At 59.8% G+C, this 23,790-nt stretch carries 21 protein-coding genes and 4 tRNA genes; 11 read left to right on the plus strand and 14 right to left on the minus strand.

The annotated features are described in order from the left end of the window. Positions 1 to 77: 77 nt before the first annotated feature. The 3 genes from sugE to rdgC all read right to left on the minus strand — a co-directional run bounded on the left by sugE (position 78) and on the right by rdgC (position 2,552). Complete coding sequence (gene sugE, locus ASE80_RS15245) at positions 78 to 392, minus strand: quaternary ammonium compound efflux SMR transporter SugE (RefSeq protein ID WP_017136389.1); 315 nt, start codon at positions 390 to 392, stop codon at positions 78 to 80. A gap of 113 nt (positions 393 to 505) precedes the next feature. After that, positions 506 to 1,465, minus strand: a complete 960-nt coding sequence (locus ASE80_RS15250; protein ID WP_056859653.1) for a bile acid:sodium symporter family protein — start codon at positions 1,463 to 1,465, stop codon at positions 506 to 508. A 166-nt stretch (positions 1,466 to 1,631) separates the two neighbouring features. Continuing rightward, positions 1,632 to 2,552 (minus strand): recombination-associated protein RdgC, encoded by a 921-nt coding sequence (gene rdgC / locus ASE80_RS15255; protein ID WP_003172886.1) that lies wholly within the window; start codon positions 2,550 to 2,552, stop codon positions 1,632 to 1,634. 159 nt (positions 2,553 to 2,711) lie between these two features. Between rdgC and ASE80_RS15260 the strand changes: the two genes are divergently transcribed. The 4 genes from ASE80_RS15260 (at position 2,712) to ASE80_RS15275 (ending at position 3,444) form a co-directional block, all read left to right on the plus strand. Next, a tRNA-Val gene (locus ASE80_RS15260) sits at positions 2,712 to 2,787 on the plus strand. 27 nt (positions 2,788 to 2,814) lie between these two features. Then, positions 2,815 to 2,891 (plus strand) — tRNA-Asp (locus ASE80_RS15265). A gap of 373 nt (positions 2,892 to 3,264) precedes the next feature. Further along, positions 3,265 to 3,340, plus strand: a tRNA-Val gene (locus ASE80_RS15270). Between the two features lie 27 nt (positions 3,341 to 3,367). Beyond that, positions 3,368 to 3,444, plus strand: a tRNA-Asp gene (locus ASE80_RS15275). 79 nt (positions 3,445 to 3,523) lie between these two features. On the opposite strand, the gene ASE80_RS15280 is transcribed toward ASE80_RS15275, so the two are convergent. After that, on the minus strand, positions 3,524 to 5,026 hold the full coding sequence (locus tag ASE80_RS15280) for an MFS transporter (RefSeq protein ID WP_056859654.1): 1,503 nt from the start codon (positions 5,024 to 5,026) through the stop codon (positions 3,524 to 3,526). Positions 5,027 to 5,131: 105 nt separating this feature from the next. Between ASE80_RS15280 and ASE80_RS15285 the strand changes: the two genes are divergently transcribed. Then, on the plus strand, positions 5,132 to 6,025 hold the full coding sequence (locus ASE80_RS15285) for a LysR family transcriptional regulator (RefSeq protein ID WP_056859655.1): 894 nt from the start codon (positions 5,132 to 5,134) through the stop codon (positions 6,023 to 6,025). A 485-nt stretch (positions 6,026 to 6,510) separates the two neighbouring features. On the opposite strand, the gene ASE80_RS15290 is transcribed toward ASE80_RS15285, so the two are convergent. Together ASE80_RS15290 and ASE80_RS15295 are read right to left on the minus strand one after the other, a co-directional pair. Next, positions 6,511 to 7,674, minus strand: a complete 1,164-nt coding sequence (locus tag ASE80_RS15290) for a catalase family protein (RefSeq protein ID WP_056859656.1) — start codon at positions 7,672 to 7,674, stop codon at positions 6,511 to 6,513. Beyond that, positions 7,671 to 9,482, minus strand: a complete 1,812-nt coding sequence (locus ASE80_RS15295) for a di-heme-cytochrome C peroxidase (RefSeq protein WP_056859657.1) — start codon at positions 9,480 to 9,482, stop codon at positions 7,671 to 7,673. Before ASE80_RS15295 ends, ASE80_RS15290 begins: the two co-directional genes overlap by 4 nt. Before the next feature lie 247 nt (positions 9,483 to 9,729). Between ASE80_RS15295 and ASE80_RS15300 the strand changes: the two genes are divergently transcribed. From ASE80_RS15300 to ASE80_RS15315, 4 genes are all read left to right on the plus strand, one after another. Further along, complete coding sequence (locus tag ASE80_RS15300) at positions 9,730 to 10,470, plus strand: FKBP-type peptidyl-prolyl cis-trans isomerase (protein ID WP_017136377.1); 741 nt, start codon at positions 9,730 to 9,732, stop codon at positions 10,468 to 10,470. 399 nt (positions 10,471 to 10,869) lie between these two features. Continuing rightward, positions 10,870 to 11,325 carry a YkvA family protein gene (locus ASE80_RS15305; RefSeq protein ID WP_056859658.1) on the plus strand — a complete coding sequence of 152 codons (456 nt, stop codon included), beginning with the start codon at positions 10,870 to 10,872 and terminating at the stop codon, positions 11,323 to 11,325. Between the two features lie 96 nt (positions 11,326 to 11,421). Continuing rightward, entirely contained in the window at positions 11,422 to 11,760 is a 339-nt protein-coding gene (locus tag ASE80_RS15310; RefSeq protein WP_056859659.1) for a helix-turn-helix domain-containing protein, read from the plus strand. Beyond that, complete coding sequence (locus ASE80_RS15315) at positions 11,757 to 12,128, plus strand: hypothetical protein (RefSeq protein ID WP_005786715.1); 372 nt, start codon at positions 11,757 to 11,759, stop codon at positions 12,126 to 12,128. The genes ASE80_RS15310 and ASE80_RS15315 overlap by 4 nt, the downstream gene beginning before the upstream one ends. Here ASE80_RS15315 and ASE80_RS15320 read toward each other — a convergent pair. Both ASE80_RS15320 and ASE80_RS15325 read right to left on the minus strand, forming a co-directional pair. Then, positions 12,125 to 13,888: a bifunctional diguanylate cyclase/phosphodiesterase gene (locus ASE80_RS15320; RefSeq protein WP_056859660.1), complete on the minus strand. Its 1,764-nt coding sequence runs from the start codon at positions 13,886 to 13,888 to the stop codon at positions 12,125 to 12,127. The two genes, ASE80_RS15315 and ASE80_RS15320, sit on opposite strands and share 4 nt — an antisense overlap. A gap of 119 nt (positions 13,889 to 14,007) precedes the next feature. Next, the gene (locus tag ASE80_RS15325; protein ID WP_442962909.1) at positions 14,008 to 16,089 is read right to left on the minus strand and encodes a carboxy terminal-processing peptidase; all 2,082 of its coding nucleotides are present in this window, start codon (positions 16,087 to 16,089) and stop codon (positions 14,008 to 14,010) included. A 138-nt stretch (positions 16,090 to 16,227) separates the two neighbouring features. Here ASE80_RS15325 and ASE80_RS15330 point away from each other — a divergent pair, with 138 nt between their 5' ends. Beyond that, a complete protein-coding gene (locus ASE80_RS15330) occupies positions 16,228 to 17,190 on the plus strand; it encodes a zinc-binding dehydrogenase (RefSeq protein ID WP_056859662.1) in 963 nt (320 codons plus the stop codon). A gap of 137 nt (positions 17,191 to 17,327) precedes the next feature. Here ASE80_RS15330 and ASE80_RS15335 read toward each other — a convergent pair whose 3' ends face one another. The 6 genes from ASE80_RS15335 to ASE80_RS15360 all read right to left on the minus strand — a co-directional run bounded on the left by ASE80_RS15335 (position 17,328) and on the right by ASE80_RS15360 (position 22,710). Continuing rightward, positions 17,328 to 17,981: an HAD family hydrolase gene (locus ASE80_RS15335; protein ID WP_056859663.1), complete on the minus strand. Its 654-nt coding sequence runs from the start codon at positions 17,979 to 17,981 to the stop codon at positions 17,328 to 17,330. Between the two features lie 30 nt (positions 17,982 to 18,011). Beyond that, on the minus strand, positions 18,012 to 19,001 hold the full coding sequence (locus ASE80_RS15340) for an ABC transporter ATP-binding protein (RefSeq protein ID WP_056859664.1): 990 nt from the start codon (positions 18,999 to 19,001) through the stop codon (positions 18,012 to 18,014). After that, positions 18,998 to 19,798 carry an ABC transporter permease gene (locus ASE80_RS15345; RefSeq protein ID WP_056859665.1) on the minus strand — a complete coding sequence of 267 codons (801 nt, stop codon included), beginning with the start codon at positions 19,796 to 19,798 and terminating at the stop codon, positions 18,998 to 19,000. Before ASE80_RS15345 ends, ASE80_RS15340 begins: the two co-directional genes overlap by 4 nt. Continuing rightward, on the minus strand, positions 19,785 to 20,648 hold the full coding sequence (locus tag ASE80_RS15350; protein ID WP_371920516.1) for an ABC transporter permease: 864 nt from the start codon (positions 20,646 to 20,648) through the stop codon (positions 19,785 to 19,787). The genes ASE80_RS15345 and ASE80_RS15350 overlap by 14 nt, the downstream gene beginning before the upstream one ends. After that, complete coding sequence (locus ASE80_RS15355; protein WP_056859667.1) at positions 20,627 to 21,433, minus strand: alkaline phosphatase family protein; 807 nt, start codon at positions 21,431 to 21,433, stop codon at positions 20,627 to 20,629. The genes ASE80_RS15350 and ASE80_RS15355 overlap by 22 nt, the downstream gene beginning before the upstream one ends. 209 nt (positions 21,434 to 21,642) lie before the next feature. Then, positions 21,643 to 22,710, minus strand: a complete 1,068-nt coding sequence (locus ASE80_RS15360) for an ABC transporter substrate-binding protein (protein ID WP_056859668.1) — start codon at positions 22,708 to 22,710, stop codon at positions 21,643 to 21,645. Between the two features lie 351 nt (positions 22,711 to 23,061). On the opposite strand from ASE80_RS15360, the gene ASE80_RS15365 reads away from it, so the two are divergent. Further along, positions 23,062 to 23,775 carry a UTRA domain-containing protein gene (locus tag ASE80_RS15365; RefSeq protein ID WP_056859669.1) on the plus strand — a complete coding sequence of 238 codons (714 nt, stop codon included), beginning with the start codon at positions 23,062 to 23,064 and terminating at the stop codon, positions 23,773 to 23,775. Positions 23,776 to 23,790 lie beyond the last annotated feature (15 nt).

Consider the following 23,790-nt stretch of genomic DNA (forward strand, 5'->3'; position numbering starts at 1 on the left):
CGCTTCTAAAGGCGCAACGCGGAGTGTCACAGGATGCATTCCCACGCGGAGCGTGGGAACGATCATAGGAGAGTGGCTCAGGCGCTGATCTTGAGCCCGACCAACCCGCAAATAATCAACGCCACACTCGCCAGCCGAAACAACGCCATGGACTCCCCAAACAGAATAATCCCAGCGATCACCGTGCCCACCGCACCCACACCGGTCCAGATGGCATAGGCGGTACCCAACGGCAGCTCCTTCATGGCCAGGCCTAGCAGGCCGAGGCTGATGGCCATGGCGGCAATCGTCAGTGCTGTCGGCAGCGGCTTGCTGAAACCGTCGGTGTACTTCAGGCCAACCGCCCAGCCGACTTCAAACAGCCCGGCAAAAAACAGAATGATCCAGGACATATTGATCTCCCCTGTATAGCTGGGGTCGTCCCCGGATTTAAGCGCATGAGAGCGTCGCGAGGTCGTCCTCGCGAAGCTTGATAGAGTGCCGAAAATTGATCAGACGATCAAGTTTACGGCGCGCGCTCCAGGGCGCGGCGGTCTTCCTTTTCACTCATTCTGCGAAAGTACGTCGACAGCAGTGCCCCGGAAATATTGTGCCACACGCTGAACAGCGCGCTCGGCACCGCCGCCAACGGCGAAAAGTGCGCACTGGCCAGTGCGGCGCCCAGCCCGGAGTTCTGCATGCCCACTTCCAGCGCCAGGGATTTACGCTGCGCCAACGGCAGTTTGAACACGCGACCGGTGAAGTAACCGAGCAGATAACCGAAGCTGTTGTGCAGCATGACCACGGCCATGATCAACAGGCCCGATTCGGCGATCTTCGCCTGGCTCGCCGCAACCACCGCCGCGACGATGATCACGATGCTCACCACCGACACCAACGGCAGCACGTCTACCGCATGGCGGACGCGTTCACCCAGCACGCGCTGCGCCACTACGCCAAGCACGATCGGCAGCAACACCACTTGCAGGATCGACCAGAACAACTCCATGAACGACACCGGCAGCCAGGCCGAGGCCAGCAGCCAGATCAACGCCGGCGTCAGCAGCGGGGCGAGGAGGGTGGTGACGGCGGCGATCGCCACCGACAGCGCCAGGTCGCCGCGGGCCAGCCAGGTCATGACGTTGGATGAGGTGCCGCTTGGGCAGCAACCGACCAGGATCACGCCGACGGCGATTTCCGGCGGCAGGTGGAACGCCTGGCACAGCAGCCAGGCCACGCCCGGCATGATCACAAAATGCGCGACCACGCCGAGAGCCACGCGCCAGGGGTGGCGAGCGACTTCGGCGAAGTCTTCCAGTTTCAAGGTCAGCCCCATGCCGAACATCACCAGGCCCAGCAACGGCACGATGGCGCCCTTGAGGCCAATGAACCAGCCGGGCTCGAGGAAGGCGAGCACCGCGAAAATCAACACCCAGTAGGCGAAGGTATTGCCGACGAAGCGGCTCAAGGCGGCGAGTGCACGCATGGGGGGATGTCCTTGTTATCAGATTTCGGAAGTGCAAATTTAATCAAATGTGGGAGCTGGCTTGCCTGCGATAGCATCAACTCGGTATGACTGATAGACCGAGGTGTCTGCATCGCAGGCAAGCCAGCTCCCACACTGACTGTGCTCCCTTTATGGCGGGTGTTGCTTAGATGCCTTGTGGGGTCTCTTCGCCGCCCAGTGCCTCAACCAACGCCGGCAGGAACTCGCCAAACGTCAGCATCATCAGGGTAAAGCTGGCATCCAGTTGGCCCAATGCCTCGTCGCCGCCGTCCTGTTCAGCCTGGTCTTGCAGCAGGTCTTCGAACTTCAGGCGCTTGACGGTCATTTTGTCGTCGAGCATGAAGGACAACTTGTCCTGCCAGGCCAGGGACAATTGCGTCACGACTTTGCCGGTGGTCAGGTGCAACTGGATCTCTTCGCCGGTCAGGTCCTGGCGCTTGCAGCGCACGATGCCGCCGTCTTCGTGGGTGTCGCGCAGTTCGCATTCGTCGAGGACGAAGAAGTCATCGGCCGGCTTCTGCGTGGTGACCCAGTCGGTCATGATCGCCGTGGGTGCGGTTTTAACCGTCAGCGGGCGTACCGGCAGGGTGCCGATCACTTCGCGCAGGGTCGACAGCAAGTCTTCGGCGCGTTTCGGGCTGGCCGAGTTGACCAGGATCAGGCCCTGTTTCGGCGCAATGGCGGCGAAAGTCGACGAGCGACGGATAAAGGCGCGCGGCAGGAAGGCCTGGATGATTTCATCCTTGATCTGGTCGCGTTCCTTCTTATAGACCTTGCGCATTTGCTCGGCCTCGATCTCTTCGACTTTCTCTTTAAGCGCGTCACGCACCACGCTACCCGGCAGGATGCGTTCTTCCTTGCGTGCAGCGATCAGCAGGAAGTCACCGCTGACATGCACCAGGGGAGCGTCTTCACCTTTACCAAAAGGCGCGACGAAACCGTAAGTGGTCAACTCCTGGCTTGCACACGGGCGCGCCAGTTTGGTGGCCATGGCCGCTTCCAACGCCTCGGCATCAACAGGCAGATCTTGGGTCAGGCGATAGATAAGCAGGTTCTTGAACCACATGGGGTGAGTCTCTCCTTTATACAAAGGGGGGCATTATTCTCTTGATCCGGGCTGAGGCCAACCCTGCCTAAGCCATTGGAAGGGCTGAAAAAAAAGATTTAAGAAAGTGCTTGCCAGACTTAAGGTCGCTCCGTAGAATGCGCGCCACACCGAAGCGAAGGGTGATTAGCTCAGCTGGGAGAGCGTCTGCCTTACAAGCAGAATGTCGGCGGTTCGATCCCGTCATCACCCACCATTCGTTTCAAGTGTTCAAGTGTTACGCGCAGCGGTAGTTCAGTCGGTTAGAATACCGGCCTGTCACGCCGGGGGTCGCGGGTTCGAGTCCCGTCCGCTGCGCCATATTCGGTAACCTGGAACACTGAACGCCAGGTCACCACAGAAAGCCCGCTCAATGAGCGGGCTTTTTGCTGTCCGGGGTGTGTAAAACCGAAAAAACGCCGCCGATCATTTCCGATGATCGGCGGCGTTTTTTTATGGGCCGATCAGAAATCCCAACGCGTTGTCACCATCACGTTGCGCGGCTCAGGTGTCATTGATAATGGTTTTTAACAGTGCCGCCAAGCAGCGTATAAACGCAATAGACTCACATTTGGGGCTTGAGGCCCCGTTTTTCGGGGCGCGAAGGGCACCAGAGAAATTATTTTAAATAAATTGCATTTAAATCAAGACATTGCAGATTTTTGGTGTATTATGCCGCCCACACCGAAGCGAAGGGTGATTAGCTCAGCTGGGAGAGCGTCTGCCTTACAAGCAGAATGTCGGCGGTTCGATCCCGTCATCACCCACCATTCGTTTCAAGTGTTCAAGTGTTACGCGCAGCGGTAGTTCAGTCGGTTAGAATACCGGCCTGTCACGCCGGGGGTCGCGGGTTCGAGTCCCGTCCGCTGCGCCATATTCGGTCACCTGGAACACTGAACGCCAGGTCACCACAAGAAGCCCGCTCATTGAGCGGGCTTTTTTTTGCCTGCGATTCAGCTTTGCGCTTCAACGACGAGCGCCGCAGGCGCGGGTGCAATCTCACGTCGGCTCAGAAACACAAACACCACCACCGCCGTGAACAGGGTGAGCCCGGCCAGCCACTGCAGCAACGTATTGAAGCCCGCGATGTAGGCCGTGCGCAGCAATTGCAGCGGGAGGTTGGCACGGGTGTCGCCCATGACCAATTGCTGGGCAACCCCAGCAATGTCCTGGGAACTGTCTGCGGGCAGATGATGGGCTACCAGCGCACTCAACACCGCCACGGTGATGGCCAGCGCCACACCTTCACTGGCAACCCGGGTCGTATTGAAAATGCCTGCGGCCATGCCCGCACGCTCTGTGGGCACCACGCTGATCGCCAGGCCATCCATCAAACCCCACGGCAAGCCCGTCCCCGTCCCGATCACCAACAATGCCACGACAGTCAGCAATGGCTGGCCGAGCGGGACCAGGCTCAGCCCATATAAACCCGCCGCCGCGATCAACAGGCCAAGGGCACACAACAAGCCTGCCGACAGCCAGCGCGTCAGCGTCGCGGCAAGTAACGGCACCACCAGCATCGGCGCCGACAGCGCCAACATCATCAAGCCCGCCTCCGACGCGCTGGCGCCCTCGACCCCAATAAACCGCAACGGCAGCAATACCACCAGCACGATGTAGCAGTAGCAGGTGCCAATCGGCAACAACTGCACGCCGATAAAACGCGCAAAGCGAAACAGGCGCAGGTCGAGCATCGGTTGGCTCGCACGCTGTTCAACCAGGATAAACACCAGCAGGAAAACCGCTGCCGCCGCAAGCAGGCAACCGGTTGTCACCGAAGCCCAGCCCAACTGCGGCGCGAGAATGATCGCCGTGGTCAAGCTCACCAGCATCGTCGAAAACGTCAGCACGCCCGGCAGGTCTAACTGCAGCGCTTGCGGGTCGCGGCTCTCTCGCAGGGTGGGCGCGGCGAACAGCAACGACAGGCCCGCCAGCAGTGCCGTGGCGAAGAAAATCGCACGCCAGCCCCACAGTTCAATCAGCCACCCAGACAACAGCGGCCCGAAAGCCAGGCCAGCGCCAAAGGTGGTGCCCAGCAAGCTGAAGGCGCGTGTCCTGGCATGGCCGTCGAACGCCTGCGCCAATGCTGCGCAGCCGCTGGCCAGTGCGGTAGCTGCCGCAACACCCTGTACACCGCGCAGTACATCCAGCCAGAGCATGCCCGGCTCCACGGTCAGCAGCAGCGAGACACCTGTAAACAGCGCCATGCCCCCCAGGAACAAGCGCTTGCGACCATACCGATCGGCAAGGGTGCCGGCGGCCATCAGCAAGCTACCAAAGCTGAGCATGAATGCGTTGGTGATCCACGCCAACTGTGTGGGGTGCGCAGCAAATGCCTGGCCGATAAAGGGCGTCGCTACGGCGCCACCGGTAAAGCTCATGGGCAACACCAGAGCTGCAAGGCAAATCGCGGCAAGAATGGCATAGCGGCCAGGGGCGGAGTCGGTTGTGTTCATCGGGAGATTCCTGTGGGCCTGTGAAGATAAAGACTCTAATCAGGATGTAATGGCGGATAAATGGGCCTACATTCCACACATAACGGACAAATTGGATGCATTGGTATGAGCGACAATCTCAGCGGTGTAATCGCCTTCGTGAAAACTGCTGAAGCGCTCAGCTTCACAGGCGCGGCGCGGGCGATGGGCATTTCCGCCTCGGCGGTGGGCAAAAATGTGGTCAAGCTGGAAGCCTCGTTGAATGTGCGGTTGTTGCACCGCAGCACGCGCAAAGTCAGCCTGACTGCTGAAGGCCAGTTGTTCTACGAGCGGTGTCGGAAAATTCTCGATGACCTGCAGGACGCCCGCGCCATGCTCTCCCATGCCATGCAGGCTCCCCGTGGCAAGTTGCGGGTCAGCCTGCCCACCATCGGTTACAGGTTTCTATTTGCGCATATGGTCGCCTTCAGGCGGGGCTACCCGGAAATTGAGTTGGAGCTGGATTTTAACGACCACCTGGTGGATGTGATCGAGGAAGGCTTCGACGTGGTGATCCGCAGCGGCGGTCTGGCCGATTCGACCTTGATGGCGCGCCGACTCGGGCCCTTTCGCTTTGTGTTGTGTGCGTCGCCTGAGTACCTGCGCACGAACGGTCGGCCAGCAGCCCTCAGTGACCTTGAGCGTCACCAGTGCCTGCGTTATCGCTTCGCCACCACCGGCAAAATCATGGAGTGGACCTTATCCGCCAACCCGGCGATCACCCAATTACGGCTGCCCACGGCACTGACGTTGAACAATATGGAGGCGATGCTTCGGGCCGCAATCGATGGCCATGGCATCGCTTACGTGCCGGACTTTCTGGCCCGAGAGGCGCTGGCCCAGACACAGTTGGAAACCGTGTTGGACGGGCACTCTGATGACCAAGGTCAATTCTGGGCGCTGTGGCCTTCCAGCCGGCACCTGTCACCCAAGATCCGGGTATTTGTGGACTTTGTTGCTGAGCGCCTGTTCACAACATAAATGAACGTTAGTGTCAGCACGGTGTAACTCCCCTTGTTGAGTCAGCCAGGGAGGTTAGGTGCTCTGATAGCAAGCTCGGGCACAGATTACGGCGGGCGGTATCAAGCCGGTATATAAAAGCTGGGCGCACGAAAACAGGGGACCACCCGGTGACGGGGGATCTCCTGAAAGTCTGGGGTTCTGCTGATTTCGATGCTCAGCTTATTTGGCTTTCTTTTTCTTCTCGCTGCGGGTGGCGAGGTGTTCGAAGCAAAACGCGGCGGTGCCGAAGAGCGCAATCATTGACAGGACGACCATGCCCAAAGTTGAACTTTCCACGATGACTTCCTACGGGTTTTGGAGGTAGGAAGTGACGGTAGAGTTTGGGGATTAGTTGTTCAATAGAGGCGACGTAATCGTTATGGGGAACTTCGAATTTATACGGATTTTTTATGGCCGGCTTGAAGTCGATCGTTCCCGCGCAGAGCGTGAGAACGATCATCACCTCACAAATTGCGGCTATGCCGATAATCGCTGACCGCCTCATACACCGCCTTGCGCAACCGGTTAATCCCGCCAATCGGCCGATGCGCCTCCAGCCCGAACCACGGGTTGAACGACTGGTTATCACAGGCAAGATTCAACGCCGGCGTATCAAAATCCTGCGCAGGAATCCGCACCTTGGCCACCGTCTCATACGGTGCATCACGCTCTTGCCATTCGATGCTGGTGTCTTCAATCGGCATGAATTTCTGCGGATTTTGCCGCTGAATCTGCAACACGAAACACGCCGGCACGCGGTCGGTGGACAGTTGCTGGTTCAGTGCACTGCGCAGAAAGTTCGGCAGGTCTTGATTCTGCTTGGGCAGCATATATTCCGGGCAACTCTGTGGGTCGGGTGCTACACGAAACTTGGCATTGGCCGCGCCAAATTTGTAGGGTGAAACCGAAAAATACGTCGTCTGCGTCGGGCTCGCCGGCGCGGGCGCCAGGGTGGCCAGGGCGATAAACAGATGGCGCACTTGCCAGCTGCGCGGGTCGGCATTGGGGAAGAACGCCAGCACCTTCTTGCCGTCAGCCTGGGCGCCGATGTTTTGCGCGTATTCGGCCACATCACTGACAAAAAAGTTCGGGTGGCTGAACATCACGAAGTCTTGTTCGGTGCGCGTCTGTTGGTCGGCCATCAACTGTTTGCCCGGCACATCCAGCAGCTTGATCGCCATGCCCCGCGCATCGCGGATGCTGTCGAACTGTGGGTAGGCATTGCCGTTGGACAGGCGCATCTGCGCCTGCCAGGTCTTGCCAGGTTCAGCGAACACGCCTTGGCGCAGCGCCGGGTCGAGGTCCGCCAGCACACTGACTTCGGCCTTCACGCAGCCGTGGGCCTTGGCATGCGCGTCACGCAGGTAGCGAGTGCCTTCGCGATGCTGATCGACGATGCGCACCGCGGTCTGGATGATGCCTTGGGTCATGGCCGCTTCGCCGGGCGGGATCTGTTCATCCGGCGACACCGGGCCGCTGTGTTGCCAGGCGAACCAGGCCGTGGCGAACAACCAACCCAGCAGCCCCAAACCCAGCAGCCACAGCAGGGTTTTACCGAGAAAGGCACCCAGGCGCAGCCAGAGGCGTGCGAGCAGCGAACGTTGGTTGTATTGAGATCGGATAATCATGGCAGTGTTTGCTCCAGCGGGCCGCCCAGTACTTTGAGGTATTCCAGCAGCGCCCAGCGTTCCTGCGGCAGCAGGCCACGGCCGATCACGCCATTGCCACGCTTGCCATCACGGAATTCGTGACCGCTGTTGTGGTTGCCGGTGATTTTTGTATCGAACAAAAACGCGTTGTTGAACGCAGCCGTTTCAAAGCCCAGATGACGCGGGTCGTAATTGAACGTGCCTTTGTAGAAGGTGGTGCTGCGCTCGTCCTGGGGCGAGAGCAATTGGTAGATCGTCGGCACCGAGCCGTTGTGCAGAAATGGCGGTGTGGCCCACACGCCGGCCAGCGGCCGGGCCTTGTAGGCGCGCAATTCACGCACGCCGATGGGCAGGCCGAAACCGTCCAGGCTGGGGCGCTCGGCCGGAGTTACACCGGCGGCGCGGTAGGCGTGTGCTTCGACGAAGGCGGTGACGTAGGCCAGGCCTTGGGCCACCGACAGGTTGTGCAGGTCCAGCGGTGCGGTGGGCGTGGGGTGCAGCTCGACATTGAGCCTGGCCAGTTCGGCCGGGTCCCACTGCAGGGCGCTGAGGTCATAGCGTTGGTCGGCGATGTTGTTGGCGGTGCCGGGGTCGGTGCCGATGTAATCCACGGGCAGCATTTTCAGTTGCTGCACCGGGCGGCCGTTTTCCTGGGTGACCGTTGGCACATGGCAACCGGCGCAGTTCTCGGCGAACAACGCGCGGCCTTGGGCGGCGAGGGGCTTGTCGATGGCGCCGAACAGGTCTTGCGGCCAGGTCGGCGGCTTGAGGCGTTGCAGGGTTTCTTCGATCCGGTTGAGGTCGCGCACGCGCACGCTGGAAGGGTAACGGGCATCGCCCTGGAGGGGTTGGCCGGCCGCGTCGAAAAAGGCCAGGGTCGCACCCACGCCCAAGGCCTCGCCGATGTTACGTGCCATGGGCTGCTGGGCCGAACCGTTCCATTGCACCCAGTCGAAGGTCCAGATATCCCACAGGTGCGGGTAGTCCACCGGCGCATTGGCGACCCGGTAGTTGGCCGGCGAGATGGCGTCGCCAAAGCTGGCATTGGCGATGCGACCAAAGGCGTCAGTGCGGCCCGGGCCTTCTTCGGTGGGGTAGAGGCCACGGTGGGTGTCGTTCCAGGCAACTTTAAGGAACTGGTTCAGCGACTGCTTGAAGTCCTGACGCAGTTGTTGCTTGTTGTGATCGTCATAGTCGTGGCCAAGCACGTTGTGGGCGAAGCGATCGAACTTCCAGGGCAGGTAATAGGTGGCGGCGAGGCTGGCAACCAAGGCCTGGCCGAAGCTGCCACCGCGCAAGGTCGGTACGCTGGACGGCAGCACATGCTGGGCCGAGCCACCGTCGATGCGCAGCGCCTGGTTTTTGAAGTGCAGCTCGCCGGTGTGGCAGGCGGCGCAGGTGATGTCCAGGTATTGCACCTTGCTGTCGGCGTTCTGGTGCCGGGCGAAGCCTACGGGCAGGTTGCCGGGGTTTTGTGCGCTGGGCACTTGTTTGGGATCGACCAGAAAACCGAAGCGTGCGAGGTAGTCGGGTGTGGCAAAACGCTGGTTCGAAAACGGCAGTTCCAGAGCGGTGAACCAGTCGTAATGCAGGCCTTTTACTTGGGTGCCCTGGGGCGTGAAGTAGTAGGTCTGGCGATCGGCTTCACTCCATTGTTCCTGATAGTGCACCTGCTCCACGGGCACGTAATCCGGCAGCTTGGGGTTGAGGGTGTAATAGATCACTACGCCCAGCAGCAAACCCAGGGCGAGCAATATCAGGAGTAAAACACGGGAAAAAATGCGCAAGATAACTATCCTTGTCGAGTTGTAGCGTTCTTATGCCATCGCATCACGGGTGCGGCAAGTGGCCAGCAGCCTGGTTGCGGATGGTCCCGCGATCCTTCGCGGGCCTCCATAATGAATGAAAATGCTTTTAAACACGTGAACTTATCAGAAGTTTCCTGCTCAGATGCCGGTAGCCATTGGTCGTGGCCGCCTGATAAGCTCGCGACTTTACTCGAATGCCCTTTTGGCGCACGAACAAGGAAATAGCATGAAACAGCATCGGTTGGCGGCGGCGGTGGCCCTGGTTAGCCTGGTACTTGCGGGTTGTGATTCGCAGACCAGCGTAGAGCTGAAAACCCCGGCGCAGAAAGCTTCCTACGGCATCGGCCTGAACATGGGCAAAAGCCTTGCTCAAGAAGGCATGGATGACCTGGACTCCAAAGCGGTAGCCCAAGGCATCGAAGATGCCGTCGGCAAGAAAGAACAGAAGCTGAAGGACGACGAACTGGTTGAAGCGTTTGCCGCACTGCAAAAGCGTGCTGAAGAACGCATGACCAAAATGAGCGAAGAGTCGGCAGCCGCCGGCAAGAAATTCCTCGAAGACAACGCCAAGAAAGACGGCGTAGTCACCACCGCTTCCGGTCTGCAATACAAGATCGTGAAGAAGGCCGACGGCGCTCAGCCCAAGCCGACCGACGTAGTGACTGTTCACTACACCGGCAAGCTCACCAACGGCACCACCTTTGACAGCTCCGTAGATCGCGGCAGCCCGATTGACCTGCCGGTCAGCGGCGTGATCCCGGGTTGGGTCGAAGGCCTGCAACTGATGCACGTGGGCGAGAAGGTCGAGTTGTACATCCCGTCCGACCTGGCCTACGGCGCACAGAGCCCGAGCCCGGCGATTCCAGCCAACTCCGTGCTGGTTTTCGACCTGGAGCTGCTGGCCATCAAGGACCCAGCCAAGGCTGAAGCCCCTGACGCACCTGCGGCCCCAGCTGCCAAGAAGTAATCGGCACCTGAATACACAACGCCCCGTTTTACGGGGCGTTGTTGTTTCTGGCGTTTGCATTACTGATTGTTCCCACGCTCTGCGTGGGAATACATCCGGTGACGCTCTGCGTCACATGTGCCTTGGGGCGGCATTCCCACCCAGAGCGTGGGAACGATCGCAAATCCGACCGAACCCCTGGAAACTGTCACAGTCTGATATATGACTCGAGTCACGGGTAGCCGCACATCAATGCCAAGTCAATGAATTCTTGGGTTTTTTTTATGTGCGCAAAAAACGCCCGATCTGACTGCAAGCCTTGTAGCCCGTGGCTTTCAGCCGATAAAACAGGCTCTGTTCACAAGGTTATCCACAATTTGTGTGGATAACCTTTTATGTCGCCTGGAACTGGAGTGACCGATGAAACCACCCTTCAACTTCACCCGCTTCCTGCCCATGGCCGCACGCTTGCTCGGCCGTGGCCGGTTGCCAACCCTGCTGTTTGCCGTGGCCGCCAAAGGCTCAAGCCAGGGCAACCGGCTGGGTAAACTCAAGGATGATCTCAAATTGCTCCAGTCGTTGTGCCTGGCGTACTGGCGCGGTGAGTATCGGGCTATCAGCCCCAAGGCGCTGATCTCGGTAGTGGCGGGGCTGATGTACTTCCTCAGCCCGATTGACGCGATCCCGGACTTTATCCCGGTGTTCGGCATGCTCGATGACATTGCCGTGCTGGCATGGGTCATGAAGACCCTGGACGGCGAACTGAGCGCGTTTCGCGCCTGGCGCGACGCCCAGCGCCCGGAAAAACTCGCCGTGGTTGAGCGGCTGCCTGCGACGCCTGCGCTGCTGGCCGAGGAAAACCCGCAAAAAAACTGAACACGCTTATATCCCCCTGCGACCTTTGTGGCTGTTAGGATTACACTTCTAAGGAAAGAACTTACTTAGTAAGTGTTGTTATCCTACGGGGCAGTCATGGATATTCAGATAATTTCACGCGATGGCGCACCCGAGTATGCGGTGCTGCCATGGGACCAGTACCAGGCGCTACTAAAAGCTGCCGGTCAGCAACAGCCTGTCGCCACTCCTTCTTCTACCGCCCAGGTCACGCCCGATCAGGCTTTGCGCCCACTCGCGGACCTGCGCGGCCTGCGTGAGGCCAAGGGCTTGGCCATTGAAAGCCTGGCCCGCACCGTGGGCATCAGCCCTTCGTACCTCGGATTGATTGAAAGTGGTGAACGCCAGCCGGATGCCGCCATCCGCCGCAGCCTGGCCTGGGAATTGGGCGTTGCAGGTTGGAGGGATGAATCTTGAGTCTTCGAATCAGTCGTCAACACTGGGATGGGTTACTCAACGAACTGGATCAGGCGCGCCGCCAGCGCCATTTGCTCACCTACCGCGCGCTGCTGGAGCGCCTGCAATTCCCCACGCCGGCCATGCAAACCCTGGCCGCTGCCCTTGAGCACCTGGCCGCGCTGGACGCCAAGGCCGAGCAGCCGTTGCGCAGCTCGCTGGTGATCAGCCAGGGCGCCAGCCGTTTACCGCGTACCGGTTTCTTTGAATGTGTGGAGCGCCTGGGGCGGTTCAGCGGGCCGTCCGATGGGGTGGCTGCTGCGTCGTGGCACGCTTCGGAAGTGGTGCGGGTGTTCGAGTACGAGTACCCGGAGTCCGCCGAGGCCTAAGCGTGCAGGCTGTCCATGCTGTCGATCACATGGATGCTGTAACCGGCAATGTCTTTGGCGTGGTGCTTGGCTTGCGAGGCCAGCTCCGCCAGTTGGCTGGCATCCAGGTGTGCACAGGCCTGTGGATATAAATGCACCACGCCGATCGACAACGACAGCAAGGCGAACTCCTGGCGCACGCCCTGGCGGTTCAACGCCACGAAGCAACCCGCGTCCAAGTGCTCGGCGCGGTAGAAACGTCGGCATTGGGTGTGGAAGTCATCCAGTAACTGGTTGAGCCGTTTGCGCCAATCCTGCGGGCCCAGCACCAGCAAAAAATCATCACCGCCGATATGCCCGACAAAGTCGCGGCTGGGGTCGACCCGGTCGTTCAAGCACTGCGCCAGGCACAACAACACCTCATCCCCACGGCCGTAGCCGTAGATATCGTTGAACGGCTTGAAGCTGTCGATATCCACGTAGCAGATCACCGACTCGCGCTGTTGTTGCAGCAACCGCGTCAGGCACTGCTGAATCGGCACGTTGCCCGGCAGCAGCGTCAGCGGGTTGGCATAACGCGCCTGCTGGATCTTCAGCTCAGTGATCAACTTGAGCACATCGATCACCCGACCCAGGCCCAGGTAGTCACCGTTGAGGGTGATGATGAAGTCTTCCTCGATCCGTTGCCGCGCACGGCTGGTGAGCAGGCGGCTGACCTGTTGCAGGGATTGGCTCAACTCCACGGCCAGGAAGTCATCGCTCATCAAGCGACTGATGGGTTTGCGTGCGAACAGGTCGGTGGCGAACGGCTTGAGCAGCGCATCCGACAGCGAATGCCGATGCACGATGCCGACCGGGTGACCGCGCCCATCCAGCACGGCCAGGGAGTTGAGGTTGGCCTGACGGCGGAAGGATTCGAGCACCAGGGCGGTGGCGGTGTCCTGATCCACCGCCGGTTGTTCGTTGAGCAAGGCGCTGAGGTCGCTGCCTTCTTCGCTGAGGGCGATGTGGGTGTGGTCCTGCTTGGGCAACATCAGGCGCGCTTCCCGGGGCGGTTGCTCCTGGGGGCGGCAAAGCAGGTAGCCCTGGACCAGGTCAACGCCCATTTCCGTCAACACCGCCAACTCCTCCGGTAGCTCGATACCTTCGGCAATCACCTGGGCACGGGATGCCTTGGCGATTTGCAGGATAGAACCGACGAACTCGCGCTTGAGCGCATCCTGATGGATGCCGTCGATAAAGTGCCGGTCGATTTTCACGTAGTCCGGGCGCAGCTCCGACCACAGACGCAGGCTGGAATACCCGGCGCCCAAGTCATCCAGGGCGATGGCAAACCCCATGTCGCGATAATGATGCAGCGCGGTTTGCAGCAGGTCGAAGTCGTCGGTGGGCGTTTGCTCGGTGAGTTCGATCACCACCTGGCTCGGCGGGATGCCAAAGTCGCGCAACAACTGCAAGGTGCGGCCCGGTTGATGCGCCGTCTCCATCAAGGACTCCGGCGAGATATTCAGGAACAGCTTGCCCGGCAGTTTTTGCTCGCTGAAGCGTCGGCAGGCGCTTTCGCGGCAGGCCATTTCCAGTTCGCTGAGGCGCCCGGCATGGCTGGCCACGCTGAACAGGGCGACGGGGGAGTGCAGGGGGCTGTTGGACGGGCCACGGCTGAGCGCTTCGTAGCCCAGGATACGCCGTTCGGACAGGCAAATGATCGGTTGGAACAGGCTGTGTAAACTGCCTTGAGCCAGGATTGAGCCCAATGCATTCAGCTGTTCGGTCATGGTCATGGCGATCTCGATCGAAAAAAAAGGACCGCAGGCTTAACGCCAGCGGTCCCTTCATTTCACGACAGAATGATGTCTATATGATGACACTCTGGGGAGCGTTCACATTAAATTGCCATCATTTACTGCTTGGCCACCTGCTTGCTGATTTTCAGGTAGTCCAGCAGCACCCGACCAGTCTCGGACAGGTAGGCGTCGTCTTCCGGTTTGGTTTTTTCCGGCTCGGCCGGCAGCGCATCTTCATCTTCTTTCTTAAGCTCCTTGAGCGGGTCTTCGCCTTTGGCCTTGCGGCGGGCGTTTTCCAGCACAAGTTGCTGATTTTCGATGCTGGTGTGCTGCGCACGGCGATCGACTTCGTTGAGGCTGACGGTTTTTTCTTCCATCAGCTTCTTGGCCAGCGCAAGCTTGTCGCGGATAAACACAAACTCGGCATCCTTGGCGGAGCGGGTCTCGTGGTCAGCCTTCAACTGCGTCAGGTACGGCTTGAACGGGTCCGAAGCCGGCTTGATCGCAGGGCGGATGGTGTCCCACTGCATTGCCTCAGGCAGCGCGCTTTCGCCGATTTCCTTGGTGTCGATGATCGACGGGAAATCCACGTCCGGCAATACGCCCTGGTGCTGGGTGCTCTGCCCGGAAACCCGGTAGAACTTGGCAATGGTCAGCTTCAGTTCGCCATGGTTGAGCGGCTGAATGGTCTGCACGGTGCCTTTACCGAAGGTCTGGCCGCCGACGATCAGCGCGCGGTGGTAGTCCTGCATGGCGCCGGCGAAAATCTCCGAAGCCGAGGCCGAGAGGCGGTTGACCAGCAACGCCATTGGGCCTTTGTAGAACGCGCCCGGGTTCTCGTCTTCCAGCACGTCGACACGGCCGTCCGCGTTGCGAACCAGCACGGTCGGGCCTTTGTCGATAAACAGGCTGGTCAGCTCGGTGGCTTCCTGCAGGGAACCGCCGCCGTTGTTGCGCAGGTCGATGACCACACCGTCGACTTTCTCTTTCTGCAGTTCGGTGAGGATCTTCTTCACGTCACGGGTGGTGGACTTGTAGTCCGGGTCACCGGCGCGGAACGCTTTGAAGTCCAGGTAGAACGCAGGAATCACCACGACGCCCAGTTTGTAGTCCTTGCCATCCTGCTTGAGGTTGAGGACTTGCTTCTGCACGGCCTGGTCTTCGAGTTTCACCGCTTCACGGGTGATGGACACGATCTTGCTGGTCTGGTCGTTCGGCGCGTTGGTGTGCGGAATCACTTCCAGGCGCACCACGCTGCCTTTCGGCCCACGGATCAGCTTGACCACTTCGTCCAGGCGCCAGCCGACCACGTCGACCATCTCTTTGTCGCCCTGGGCGACGCCGATGATCTTGTCGGCCGGTGCGACCTGCTTGGTCTTGTCGGCCGGACCTGCCGGCACCAGACGCACGATCTTGACCTGGTCATTGTCGCTTTGCAGGACGGCACCGATGCCTTCCAGCGACAGACTCATGTTGATATCAAAATTTTCGGCGTTATCTGGCGACAGATAATTGGTGTGCGGGTCGTAGGACATCGCGAAGGTGTTGATGTAGGCCTGGAAGATATCTTCGGCACGGGTCTGGTCCAGACGTGCCAGCTGATTCTTGTAGCGCTTGGTCAACAGCTCTTGAATGGCCTTGGGCTCTTTGCCGGCGATCTTCAGGCGCAGCACTTCGTCCTTGACGCGTTTGCGCCACAGGTCGTCGAGGGCGGCGGTGCTGGTCAGCCAGGGCGCGTCCTTGCGATCCACCAGAAGGGTTTCCTTCTGGGTGAAGTCGAGCTTGTCGACGCCTTTGTTCAGCTCACCCAAGGCGAAGTCCAGACGCGCTTTGACGCGATCCAGGTAGCGCTTGTAGATGGTGAACGCAGGCTGCAGGTCGCCGCTCTTGAGGAAGTCGTCGAACTGGGTCTTCCACTTGTCGAACTCAGCGATATCGCTGGCCAGGAAGTAGCTGCGCGACGGGTCCAGCAGCTTGAGGTAGCTGTCGTAGATGATCACCGAGCGCGCGTCGTCCAGCGGCGGCTTGCTGTAGTGATGACGCTTGAGCAACTCGACGACGTTAAGGCTGGCAATCACCTCATCGCGATCAGGCTGAAGATTGTCCCAGCTATTGGCTGCGAACGTATTGGTCGACATCGACGCAAAGCCGAGACCAATGAAAAAAGCGAGGGCGGTACTGGGGAACAAATGCTTCATGCTGATTCGACGCGGGGGCAATTGATAACGCATATTAGGCCGTCTTTGAGGGAGCCGGTTCCATATGATCCGGTCGCATAATGCAAAAAGCCCGGCGCTACAGCTACGGGCTCAGTCCAGACTCACTATGGAGGCACTGTGAAAGCATTGCAAGGCGTTGAAGGTCATGTGGAGTGGATGGAAGAACCCAGTCCTACTTGCGATGTAGGCCAAGTTCGCATTCGGGTGGCGGCAGCGGGCCTTAATCGCGCCGATTTATTACAACGTGCGGGGCTCTATCCGCCACCTCCTGGCGCCAGCCAAGTGCTGGGCCTGGAGTGTTCCGGGGTCATCAGCGAAGTGGGCGCGGGGTCTTCCTGGCAAGTCGGCGACCGCGTTTGCGCGCTGCTGGCCGGGGGCGGCATGGCCGAAGAAGTGGTGGTGGATGCCCGTCATGTGCTGCCGGTGCCGGAAGGTTTGTCGTTGACCGAAGCGGCGGCGTTGCCCGAGGTGTACAGCACTGCGTGGCTGAATCTGTTCCAGTTGGCGGGCCTCAAGCCCGGTGAAAAAGTCTTGCTGCATGCCGGCGCCAGCGGCGTGGGTTCGGCGGCGATCCAGCTGTGCAAGGCATTCGGCAGCCCGTGCTGGGTCAGCGTCGGCTCGGCAGAACGCCTGGCTTACTGCGAAGCACTCGGTGCCCAGGGCGGCGTGGTGCGTACCGATGGCCTTGAAGGGCTGCGCGATTTCGGGCCGTTCGACGTGATCCTCGACCCGGTCGGCGGCAATTATGCAGCGATGGATCTGAAGCTGCTGGCCCTCGATGGGCGCTGGGTGTTGATCGGCTTGATGGGCGGCCGTGATGCGCAACTGGACCTGGCGCAGGTGCTGGGCAAGCGTATCCAACTGCTGGGTTCGACCCTGCGCAGCCGCAGCGATCAGTTCAAGGCCGACCTGTTCAGCGACTTGAGCCAGCATGTGTGGCCGCTGTTTGTTGAGGGGCGCTTGAGCCCGCAACTGGCCAAAACCTTCCCGATCAAGGATGCCGAGGCGGCGTTTGCGGAGCTTGCGACCAACCGGATTTCCGGCAAGTTGGTGTTGGTGATAGACGAGACCCTGGCCTGATCTCAAGTTGAAATACAGCCACTGTGGGAGCTGGCTTGCCTGCGATAGCGGTGTATCAATGAAGAATGTTTCATCTGATGCACCGCTATCGCAGGCAAGCCAGCTCCCACAGTGGATTGGGTTTTCAATTCAAACGTTCAAACCCAATGGTGAATCGGCCAGCCAGCCTTTTCAGCATGCTCGCGCAGCACAGGGTCCGGGTTCACCACCTGCGGATGGTCCACTTTCAGCAACAACGGCAAGTCATTGCGCGAATCCGAGTAAAAATACGCGCCTTCAAGGCTTTCACCTTCCTGCTCCAGCCATGCCAGCAACCGCGTGATCTTGCCTTCACGATAAGTCAGTACCCCCACGGTCTTGCCGCTGTACACGCCATGACTGATCTCCAGATCAATCCCCAGCACTTCATCAATTCCGATACGTGCCGCAATGGGCGTGACCAGGTGCGTGCCCGAAGCCGAGATCACCAGGATCCGGTCACCCTTCGCGCGGTGACGGGCGATGGTCTTGGTGGCGTCGCTGTAGATCAGCGGCTCGATAACGTCCTCCACCCACGGTTCGACCAAGTGTTCGATCTCTTCCGGCGTGCGCCCGATCATCGGCTCCAGGCTGAAGTCCATGAAGTCTTCCATGGCCAGCTCGCCGCGGCTGTAGGCGGCCATGAGTTCGTCGTTCTGGCGCATGAACGACTCCGGGTCGACCCAGCCCAGGCGGCCCATCTGTTCGCTCCACAAGGTGGCGCAGTCGCCGTGGATCAAGGTGTCGTCCAGATCAAAAATTACCAATGCCATCGGTCACGCTCTCTCAAATCAATCGTTGTGTCAGGCTACTTCACACAACGCACTGGGGTCGATGGAAAGTGCCAGGCGCTGGCCATCCGGGTGCAGGTCGTCGGCCGAGCGGTTGAGCACGTCCACCACCAATTCCACGCCACGCGCTTCGATGCGATAGCGGATCACGTTGCCCAACAAACTGTGGCTGCGTACCAGCGCGTCGAGCTCACCGCTGCGGCTCAGCTCGATGGCTTCCGGGCGAATCGCGATGCGCCCGCTGATAGGCCGTTGCAGCAACTGGCTGGCCTTGTCGGCGTCGAGCAGGTTGTAGTTGCCGATAAAACCGGCGGCAAATACATCCACGGGCGCAGTGTAAAGGGTCTCGGCATCGCCGCTTTGTACGATCTTGCCCTGGTTCATGAGGAAAATGCGGTCTGACATGGTCAGCGCTTCTTCCTGGTCATGGGTCACGAAAATCGTGGTCAGGCCCAGCTCACGCTGGATCTGGCGGATCTGCTCGCGCAGGTGCTTGCGAATCCGTGCATCCAGCGCCGACAGCGGTTCATCCAGCAACAACAGGCGTGGGCGCGTCACCAGCGAGCGGGCGAGGGCCACACGCTGGCACTGGCCGCCGGACATCTGGTGCGGGTAGCGGCCGGCGAGGTCTTTGAGTTCCACCAGTTGCAGCACTTCCTGCACGCGCTTGTGGCTGTCGTCGGCGTTGACCTTTTGCATGCGCAGGCCGAAGGCGACGTTCTGTTCCACGGTCATGTTGGGGAACAGTGCGTAGCTCTGGAACACCATGCCGATGTGCCGTTTCTGCGGGCTCAAGGGCACGATGTCCTGGCCATCCAGCAGGATTTTGCCGCTGTCCACCGAGGTCAACCCGGCGATGCAACGCAGCAGTGTCGACTTGCCGCAACCCGACGGGCCGAGCAGGGTGACGAATTCACCCTTGGCGATTTCGCAGTTGATATCACTGAATACCGGCGTGCCGGTGTAGGCTTTTTGCAGGTGTTGGACGCTGACGAAGCTCATTGGCTTTTGTCCTTGTTCAAGATATTGGCGGCCCAGGTCAGCACCAGCACAAAGAAGAAATAGGAGATGACGATGGCACTGGTGAAGTGGCCGCTCGTGTTGCGCATGTTGTTCAGGTACACCTGCAGGGTTTCGTAGCGGGTGCCCACCAGGATGTTGGCGAACACGAACTCACCGAACAGGAACGAGAACGACAGCAGCAGCGCCACCATCAGGCCTTTGCGCAGGTTTGGCAGCACGACAAAAATTGCGGCCTGCCAGGTGCTGGCGCCCAGCAGCTGCGAGGCGTCCATCAGGTCGCGCAGGTTGATCGCTTGCAGGTTGTTGGTGATCGCGCGGTACATGAACGGCAAGGCCACGGTGAAGTAGCAGCCGATCAGGATCCACGGCGTGCCCACCATCGCAAATGGCCCGGAGCCGTAGAGTTGCAACAAGCCCACCGATGACACCACCGGCGGCACCGCGAAGGGCAGCAGGATCAGGATATTCATCAGCGCGTCGAGCTTGGGAAAGTGGTAATGCACCACGAACAGCAGCGGCAGAATCAGCACCACCGACAACACCAGCGCACCCACGCACACCAACAGCGACTGACCGAAGGCGGCCAGAAAGCGCGGGTCACTCCACAACTGCACGTACCACTTCAGGGTAAACCCGGCGGGCAGGATTGTGGCCGACCAGCTGCTGGCAATGGAGTAGACAAAGGTGCCCACCAGCGGCAACACCAGGATCGCAAATAACAGGTACACCACTACCCGATGGTAGACGGAGGCCGAGCCGGCTTCAGCGCGAGACATGGTAGCTCCTCTTGAGCAGCAGTTGATGGACGACGGTGACCACCGTCATCAGTGCCACCAGCACCACGGCCAGGGCGCTGGCCATGTTCGGGTCCAGGGAGATGTCGCCGGAAACCATTGCCGCGATACGAATGGGCAGCACGTTGAAGTTGCCGGTGGTCAATGCATACACCGTGGCATAGGCACCGAGGGCGTTGGCCAGCAGGATCACGAAAGTGCCCAGCAGGGCCGGAGTGAGCACCGGCAGGCCGATGTGCCGCCAGAACTGCCAACTGCTGGCGCCGAGCAGCGAGGCCGATTCTCGCCAGTCTTCGCGCAAGGCATCGAAGGCCGGGTAGAGCAGCAGCACGCCCAGTGGAATCTGGAAGTAGGTGTACAGAATGATCAGGCCAGTCTTGGAGTACAGGTTGAAGTCCTGAATGATCCCCGCCTGCTTGAGCATGATCGTGATGCTGCCGTTAAAGCCCAGCAAAATGATGAAGGCGAAGGCCAGGGGCACGCCGGCAAAGTTGCTGGTCATGTTGGCGAAGGCCGTCACGAAGTTACGCAGTGGGCCATCCACGCGGCGCAACGAGTAGCTGCCGAGCACCGAGATGATGATTCCGAACACGCTGGAGTAGAAACTGATCTCCAGGCTGTACTGGATGGCTTGCAGGTAGAACTTCGAACTGAAGATTTTGGTGAAGTTGGCCAGGCCCCAGCCGAACTCCTCCGACTGCAGGCTGTTGATCATCACCCACAGCAGCGGGGCGATTTCAAACACGATAAAGAACAGCGCAAACGGCACCAGGCACAGGATCGCCAGCCATTTGCCACGGGTTATGGCGCTCACTTCAGCAGCTCCCGGCATACAGGTTTGTCGTGGGGCACGCCGAGCAGTTCGCAGACGGTGCCGCACAGGTCGGTTTGCTTCGGGATGGCGCCTGGGTCAAAGGTGAAGGCCGAGCCCATTACGAACAACGGCACTTCGCGTTCTTCCGGCAGCACACCGTTATGGGAACGGTCGTTGTTCATGCCGTGGTCGGCGGTCACCAGCACCTGGTAGCCGGCGTTGAGCCAGCCTTGCAGGTAGTCGGCGAGGATGATATCGGCCGAGCGCGCGCTGTTGCGGTATTGCGCAGTGTCCAGGCCGTGCTTGTGGCCGGCGTCGTCGATGTTCATCGGGTGTACCACCAGAAAGTTCGGCGTGTGCTTGAGCCGCAGGCTTTCGGCATCGGCGAACAGGTGTGAGTCGGGGTAGTGGTCATTCCAGTAGAAATGCCCGTGCTGGATCGCCAGGGCCTGGTCGTCGGTATGACGATCACGCGCGGCTTCAAAGGGCGTGCGGTTATACAACTCGCTGACCCAGTGGTAAGCCGCCGCCGCGGTGGTGAGACCCGCATCGGTGGCGTAATGGAAAATGCTGCGCTGGTTGGACAGACGCGAGACATGGTTGTGGACAATGCCGCTGTCGATCGGGGGCACGCCGGTGAGGATGCATTCATACAACGGCCGGGACAGGGCCGGCAGTTCACATTCCAGTTTGTAAAGCGCTGCGCGTCCTGCGCCGATGTAGGCCTGGAGATGCCCCATGGCATGTCGGGCAACCTCGTAGTTCAGGCCGTCGAGCACCACAAGGATGACGTTGTGCTTCATAGGGGGAGACGCTCCGCGACGATAGGCTTGACTCAATTGCACTTGAGGAACGGGGTCAAAACTGTGGGAGCGGGTTTGTGTGGGAGCTGGCTTGCCTGCGATAGCATCACCTCGGTTCCCATCACAAACCGAGTCGTCTGCATCGCAGGCAAGCCAGCTCCCACACTGACCGCTTTCACAGCTCTGGGTCTAAATAAGACCCGGGAGCCTTACTGCATATTGATGATGACTTCTTCCTGCCACTTCTGCGGCAGTGCCTTGGAGGTTTTCTCCCACGCGTCGGCATCTTTGATCGGCGTGACCTTCTTGTACTGCTCGTTCGGCAGCAGCTTGGCCTGTACATCAGCCGGCAAGGTCAGGTGCTCGGCACGGATCGGACGTGCGTTGCCGCGTGCCAGGTTGGTCTGGCCGGCGTCGCTGAAGATGTATTCGCGGGTCAGCTTGGCGGCGTTCGGGTGCTTGGCGTATTTGTTGATGATGGTGGTGTAGCCGGAAATCACCGAGCCGTCCGACGGGATCAGCACCACGTAGTCATCCGGGTTAGCCATCTTGGCTTTGTAGCTCAGGCCGTTGAAGTCCCAGACCACGCCCACTTCGACTTCGCCTTTTTCCATGGTGGCGATGGTCGGGTTCGCCAGCGACAGGCGACCTTGCTTGGCGATCTCGGCAAACATCAGCAGCGCAGGCTGGATGTTTTTCTCGTCGCCACCGTTGGCCAGGGCGGCAGCCAGCACGCCATTGGCGGCTTGGGCGGCGGTGCTCACATCACCAATAGAGACTTTGTATTTGCCGGTTTTCAGGTCAGCCCAGCTTTTTGGGGCTTCAGAGCCGTGCAGCAGTTTTTTGTTGACGATAAAGGCGATGGTGCCGGTGTAGGCCAGGGCCCAGTTGCCGTCTTTATCTTTGGCCCAATCCGGCACTTGTGCCCAAGTGGTCGGTTTGTACGGCTGTGCCACGCCCTGTTTCACCGCAATCGGGCCGAAGGCGGCGCCGACGTCACCGATATCGGCGCTGGCGTTGTCTTTTTCGGCGGCGAACTTGGCGATTTCCTGGGCCGAGCTCATGTCGGTGTCGATGTGCTTGAGGCCATAGGTCTTGGCCAGGTCGTCCCAGGTGCCTTTCCAGTTGGCCCAGTCGTCGGGCATGCCGACGCTGTTGACCGCGCCTTCCGATTTCGCGGCGGCTTCGAGCGTTTTTAGATCGGTATCAGCAGCCATGGCGGCGGTGCACATGGCAATGGTCGAGCCTAACAGTGATGCCAGGAAAAGCTGTTTCATCCGAAGCTCCTTTGGGCGTTTTCAACGCTGCGTTTTTACGAACGATTGCGATGGTGTTGGTCTAGGTCAGCAATACCTGAGCCAATTTAGGCTCGGCGGATGACAGTTTCATGTCGATGTCGTTTTTAAAGCGTTTATGTCGCTGACTTCAGACTCAGCGTAGACCATGCCCAAGTGCCCGCAGACCCTGGACTTGGCCGATGTATTGCAGGGTGTGGAGTGAAGCGGCGGCAAGCACTGTCATCTGTCGGTCATCTGTAATGCCTAGGCTGGCAGGTAACGGCAGACGCCCGAATGCAGCACGGTTTATGCACCTGAACGGTGCTGGTCTAGTCCAGATAGGTAACGTTGATGCGTGATGAGGCAATCAAGGCGGTGACATCCATCGGCCTGGCACTGCAAGAGCAGATCGCCCACGGGCTGTTGCCGCCTGCGAGTAAATTGCCTGCCGAGCGCAAACTCAGCGAGTTGTTTGGTACCACCCGCATTACGGTGCGGGAAGCCTTGTTACAACTGGAGGCCCAGGGCCAGATCTATCGCGAGGAGCGACGTGGCTGGTTCGTCTCGCCACCGCGCCTGGCTTATAACCTGATGCAGCGCAGCCACTTTCACGCGATGGTCAGTGAACAAGGGCGCGTAGCCTCGACCGAAGTGATTTCGGCGCGGCTGCAACCGGCGTCGGCGGCGGTGTGTGCGTGGTTGCAGTTGCCGGCGTTGTCGAGTGTGATCCAGATTTGCCGGGGCCGGCGAATCGATGGGCGCTTGGTGCTGTATGTGGAGCATTACCTGAACCCGCAGTATTTCCCCGGGATTCTGGCGTGCGACCTGAACCAGTCGATGACCGAGTTGTATGCCCGCAAGTACGACCTGCATTACGGCCGCGTGCGTTTCGAGATTGTGCCAACCTCACTGCCGGTGGAGGCCGCCGCCGCATTGCGTGTGTCGGTGGGCAGCCCCGGCTTGCGGATCGCCCGGGTCAACTATGACCAGCATGAGCGCCTGATCGACTGCGACCTGGAGTTCTGGCGCCATGATGCGATTCATGTGGGTGTGGATGTGGTTTGACTGGCAGATATTCAA

The sequence above is a fragment of the Pseudomonas sp. Leaf15 genome (assembly GCF_001421425.1).
GTDB lineage: Bacteria > Pseudomonadota > Gammaproteobacteria > Pseudomonadales > Pseudomonadaceae > Aquipseudomonas > Aquipseudomonas salomonii.